The 4627-nt window shown below is 67.3% G+C and carries 5 protein-coding genes and 1 pseudogene; 3 read left to right on the top strand and 3 right to left on the bottom strand.

Annotated features, from left to right (window positions below; translation table 11 throughout):
- Positions 1-43: 43 nt before the first annotated feature.
- Positions 44-518, bottom strand: a pseudogene (locus MW084_RS02425) (ATP-binding protein); the annotation flags it as partial.
- Positions 519-676: 158 nt separating this feature from the next.
- On the opposite strand from MW084_RS02425, the gene MW084_RS02430 reads away from it, so the two are divergent.
- On the top strand, positions 677-1528 hold the full coding sequence (locus MW084_RS02430; protein ID WP_029553298.1) for a helix-turn-helix domain-containing protein: 852 nt from the start codon (positions 677-679) through the stop codon (positions 1526-1528).
- A gap of 11 nt (positions 1529-1539) precedes the next feature.
- Positions 1540-1731, top strand: a complete 192-nt coding sequence (locus MW084_RS02435) for a hypothetical protein (RefSeq protein ID WP_010468681.1) — start codon at positions 1540-1542, stop codon at positions 1729-1731.
- A 178-nt stretch (positions 1732-1909) separates the two neighbouring features.
- Here MW084_RS02435 and MW084_RS02440 read toward each other — a convergent pair whose 3' ends face one another.
- Positions 1910-2542 (bottom strand): hypothetical protein, encoded by a 633-nt coding sequence (locus MW084_RS02440; RefSeq protein WP_010468679.1) that lies wholly within the window; start codon positions 2540-2542, stop codon positions 1910-1912.
- A gap of 47 nt (positions 2543-2589) precedes the next feature.
- Complete coding sequence (locus tag MW084_RS02445; RefSeq protein ID WP_029553297.1) at positions 2590-3828, bottom strand: AAA family ATPase; 1239 nt, start codon at positions 3826-3828, stop codon at positions 2590-2592.
- Between the two features lie 346 nt (positions 3829-4174).
- Between MW084_RS02445 and MW084_RS02450 the strand changes: the two genes are divergently transcribed.
- A complete protein-coding gene (locus MW084_RS02450; protein WP_029553296.1) occupies positions 4175-4576 on the top strand; it encodes a YybH family protein in 402 nt (133 codons plus the stop codon).
- The last annotated feature ends 51 nt before the right edge of the window (positions 4577-4627 follow it).

Genomic DNA, 4627 nt, shown 5'->3' on the forward strand with positions numbered 1-4627 from the left:
TATTACGCGCGTGTTTTTTTTTTAATTATCATGACACNNAAGNTTACGGAGGTGCCGCGGGTGGGGCGGGGGCGGACGGTCCAGGCGGCGGCGAGGGTGTCGACGAGGAGGAGGCCCCGGCCGGTCTCGGAATCCGTGTCCGGGTGGGTCACTTGCGGTTTGCCGGTGCCGGGGTCGGAGACGGCGAGCCAGTAGTGTCCGTCGGCGGGCCACAGGACGAGTTCGATGAGGTCTTCTTCGTCCTCTCCGCAGGTGCCGTGGCGGATGGCGTTGGTGACCAGTTCGGAGGTCAGCAGGAGCAGGTCGTCGCCGAGGTGGGGGCGGAGGGCGTGCGGCAGTGATTCGGTGACGGCGTGCCTGGCCCGTCGTACGGAGGCGGGGTGGGCGGGGAAGCGCCAGCGGACGGGTACGCGGGGGATCTCGGGCATGGCGAACTCCACGGGTGGGTGAAGGGTTCGGGGTCGCCGGTGGCCTACCGCCCTGGTCACGAGCACACCCGTCCCAGGGCAGACGGGCATACTCGCGCGGTGCACTTCCGGCGTGGCGGTGTGTAGCGTGCGCGGTACCGACGGTAGGACATGGGGGCCATATTTGCCATGCGATGCGTAACAATGGCCTCGATACGGTGAACTTGTGCTCAGGGTTCGGATCAGCAGCGCTGCATGGAAGGAACGGCATGCCACCACGGACGACCCTCACCCAACGCCAGAAGCGCTTGGGAAGTGAACTGCGCAGGATGCGCACTACAGCGGGCATGTCGGCTGAGTACGCCGCAGGACTCCTCGGTGTCGATCGAAGCAGGATCTCCAACATGGAGTCCGGGTTGCGCGGGATCAGCGCCGAACGGCTGCGCACGCTGGCCTGCAACTGTGACTGCACCGACGAGAAGTACATCGATGCCTTGATCAGGATGGCGGAGCCGAACGAGACGGGGTGGTGGGAGCGTTACCGAGGCAGCCTGCCTCAAGGCTTGCTGGACATCTCCGAGACCGAGGCCGGTGCGGTACGTCTGCGTGGCGCGAACACCGTGCACGTACCAGGGCTCCTCCAGACATCAGCGCACGCCATGGCCGTCTTCCGTGCCGTCGTACCCCAGCTTCCCGAGCATGAGGTCGCTCTCCGCCTGGCACACCGTTCGGAACGCCAGAAGGTCATCACTGGAGACGATCCGACACCGTACGTGGCCGTGATTCATGAGGCCGCGCTCCGCATGCAGTTCGGCGGACGGGACGTTGCCCGCGCCCAGTTGGAGTACCTGCTGGAGGTCTCCGAGCGCGACAACGTCACCGTGCTCGTCCTCCCCTTCAGCCACGGCGCCTTCCCAGGAGCAGGGCACACGGTCGTCTATGCCGAGGGGCCGGTTCCGCAGCTCGATACCGTGCAGGTGGACAACTCTCACGGACCTGTGTTCCTGCACGCCGACGGCCAACTCGCGAAATACCGTGCTCAACTGGACCTGTTGGAAGACTTGGCTCTGTCCGTGGAGCGGTCCCGCGACTTCATCCGCCAGATCATCCAACAGCTATGAGGAGAAGCCAGATGGCCGACATCACCTGGGAAGCCCCGTTCTGCGGCGAGGGTAGCTCCTGCTTCCGTCTCGGTACCGACGCCGACGGGAACGGGTACATAGCCGTCGCCGGGCAGGAGGACCGTTACCTCACCGACTCGCTCGAAGCCCTACGCACCCTCATCGCCGACATCAAGGCCGGAAAGGCCGACCACCTGCTGTAGGGCCTGCCACTCCCCCGCCGCCGGTCGCGGCCGTGCGTGCTGATCGGCCGGTGGTACGCCGATACAAAGCGCCAGGACGACCGAGGACATGCCCGTCCAGGTGGTTCGCATGCCCGAGGGTACGGTGGGGAGTGCGGGATGCCCGGTGCCCGGTTTGGTCGTGGCGGGATGCCCACGGTCAGGCCGACGGGGCTCGCGTCCAGCTCTTGAGGTCCTCGACGAAGGCGGTGTAGGAGTCGTTTCTGCCCTCCAGAGCAGGAACGAGACCGTGCTCCAGCGCCTTGCGGGCGACGAGGGGGCCGTCGCTCTCCCGGAAGAGTGGCGGACCGAGTCGTCGCTTGAGCTCCTCCTTCGGTTCCCTGAGCCGACCCGAGTCCCTGCCACGCAGCTGGGAGGGGACCTTCCACCTAGGACGTACGTGGGGGAAGGCGTCCGGGAAGAGGAGAAGCCAGCCTTCGGACTCCCAGGCGGCGAGGGCGAGCGCGGTGTGGTGCACCCCTTCGCACTGACGGTCGAGTTCATCTGACACCGCCGTGCGGACCTTGGTGTAGATCGTGTCGGTGAAACCGTCCAGGTCCTCATGTACCACCAGGCCGAGGAGCTGGGCTCTTTGCTGGAGTGCCTTGGCGCGAGCCTTCCCGACGAGTGCCTTGACCGCCGAGGCCAGGTCGGGGCCGGACTTCTTGCGCAATCGTACGGGGTCGTTGATTCGGACCAGCTTGGCAATGGCACCGAGGTCGGGGCGGTGCGCGCGTATCAGCGCCGCCATGATCTCGCAGTCGTTCCGGTCCTCACCGGCAAGGACAATCACGCGGTCCTGAGAGCCACCGCGCCGACCATTCGCCCGGCCTCTGTAGGTCACAGCGCGCCCCCGGTCAGGTCTCCGCCCAGTGCGCCCGCGAACCACAGCTCGCCGAGGGGCTGCTCGCCGGACTCCTCGACGAGTTCCTCCACCTCGCTCACGGTCAAGGCGGGAATGATCGACGCGCCGTCCTCGTCCCGGTCGCAGACGACGAACTCGTCGGGGCGGAGCCTGTTGACGAGAGCCGGCGAATGAGTGGCGACAATGAACTGGGTGCGTTCGGAGGCTTCCCGTAGCCGCTGCACCACGAGCTCCAGCGCCTGCGGGTGCAACCCGTGGTCGATCTCCTCGATGCAGGTGAAGGCCGGCGGGTGCGGATCGTAGAGGAGGGCCAGTAATCCGAGCAGCCGGACTGTGCCGTAGGAGGCGTGCGCCAGAGGCGTCAGGCGGCGCAGGCCGCGTTCGCGCAGGACAACGGTCAGTTGGTCGAGTGAGCCTCCGACCTCCTCGAACTCGATGTTCTCCAACTGCGGGAGGACCAGCCGGGCGTCTTCGACGAGGTTGTCCCAGATCCCGTCCCGGCCACTGAGGCTTATCAGGAACGCGGCAAGGTTCTCAGCGTGCGGTGCCAGCGTCACCATGTCGGCAGTGCGCAGCCGGGTGGGCATACGGGCGGCGGTCACGTCGACGTCGAAGACCCGGAAAGAGGAGAGGCGGTCGGCGACGCGTGTCACCTCGTCGCCGCCATCCGCAGGGCCGAGTCTGGGGAGGGTGGACAGACCGCTGCTCAGCCTGCGGATGCCGATGCTGCTTTCACTGCCCTCCTTCTTGCCAGCAGGGTCGTCGGCCACGCGTGCCTCCTCGCCGGAGATGGTGATGCGCCGCCCCCGTCCTTGGGTCCGTTTGAAGGCGAACTTTTCCTCTCGGGACAGGGTGTAGGCGGCTCGGTTACCGTCCCGGTTCGAGGGCAGCGAGCGGCGTCGGATCGTGAGGCTGTACTGGTCGGGCGCGTTGAGCGTCGAGTTGCTCGTCCACGTGGCCTTGAGCTGGACGCGCATGAAGGTGGGGGGTTTGGCGCCGCCCCAGAAGGCCACCTCGTCGAAGCCGCCCCGTGTGTCCAGTGCGGGCTGGAGGTCGGTGCGGATGATGTCCGCGAGGAAGTCGAAGACCTTGAGCACGTTCGACTTGCCCACGCCGTTCGGTCCCACTAATACGGTCAGCGGACCAAGCGGGACAGTCACGTCACGCAGACTTCGGAAATTCTCGACGTGGAGTTCGAGCAGGCGGCCAGGCATGGGACGAACCTATCGGGTGGGAGATCATTGCGAAGCGAGATGGCCAAGCGGACCGGGCCGATGGGGCACACGTCCTCGTCGCGGGCCCCGTTTCTCCTGGGCGTAGGAGGTGTGGGGCTGCGCCGGGCGGAGGCTTGGTGTCCTGGTAGCGGCCGTTCACGGGCGTGGCGCCCTCCGTCATGCCGGTGGGGGTGGGGGCATGACGGGCGGGCGCGTGTGCGGTCGGCTCGTGTTTCGGTCTCGCAGACCACCAATGTCGTCCAGCGGCCGTGCGGGGCCGGCAGCGTGATCTCCGCCGGACAGTGGAGCGCTTCGGTCTTCCCCGTCCGGGGGATGTCCATCGATCATGCGAGGACCCGCTGACCGTCCCGCATATGTGCCCGCGGTGTTCGCCGAGCGGTTCAACAGCGGTGACGCCGCCGCGCCGGCGCAAGGCTACGAGGACGCCGCGGTGCTGGTCCCGAAGCCCGGAACGCCGGTGACCGGTCCGAGGCTGCGTACCGCCAGCGACCGTTTCCAGGGATTCGGAGTCTCCATAACCGTCCGTCCACGGCATGTGTACAGCAATGGCGACCCGGCGCTGCTGGTCGTCGACTGGGTCATCGAGGGGACCGGCCGGGACGGGCGGCCCGTGCACATCGAGGGCACCGCCACCGATGTCGCCCGGCGGGGCCCGGACGGGGGTTGGCGGTACGCCATCGACAACCCCTTCGGCGCCCGTGCGCGGGAACCTTTCGCGGGCGTGTAGGGCCCAGGACGGCCGGGTGTCGGGGCGTCGGGGCGTCGGGGCGTNTNTCTT

It is taken from the genome of Streptomyces sudanensis (assembly GCF_023614315.1).
GTDB classification, from domain to species: Bacteria; Actinomycetota; Actinomycetes; order Streptomycetales; family Streptomycetaceae; genus Streptomyces; species Streptomyces sudanensis.

Coding starts and splice junctions, on each gene's coding strand:
- MW084_RS02445 (WP_029553297.1), bottom strand. CDS start 3,828: ATGCCTGGCCGCCTGCTCGAACTCCACGTCGAGAATTTCCGAAGTCTG.
- MW084_RS02435 (WP_010468681.1), top strand. CDS start 1,540: ATGGCCGACATCACCTGGGAAGCCCCGTTCTGCGGCGAGGGTAGCTCC.
- MW084_RS02450 (WP_029553296.1), top strand. CDS start 4,175: ATGCGAGGACCCGCTGACCGTCCCGCATATGTGCCCGCGGTGTTCGCC.
- MW084_RS02430 (WP_029553298.1), top strand. CDS start 677: ATGCCACCACGGACGACCCTCACCCAACGCCAGAAGCGCTTGGGAAGT.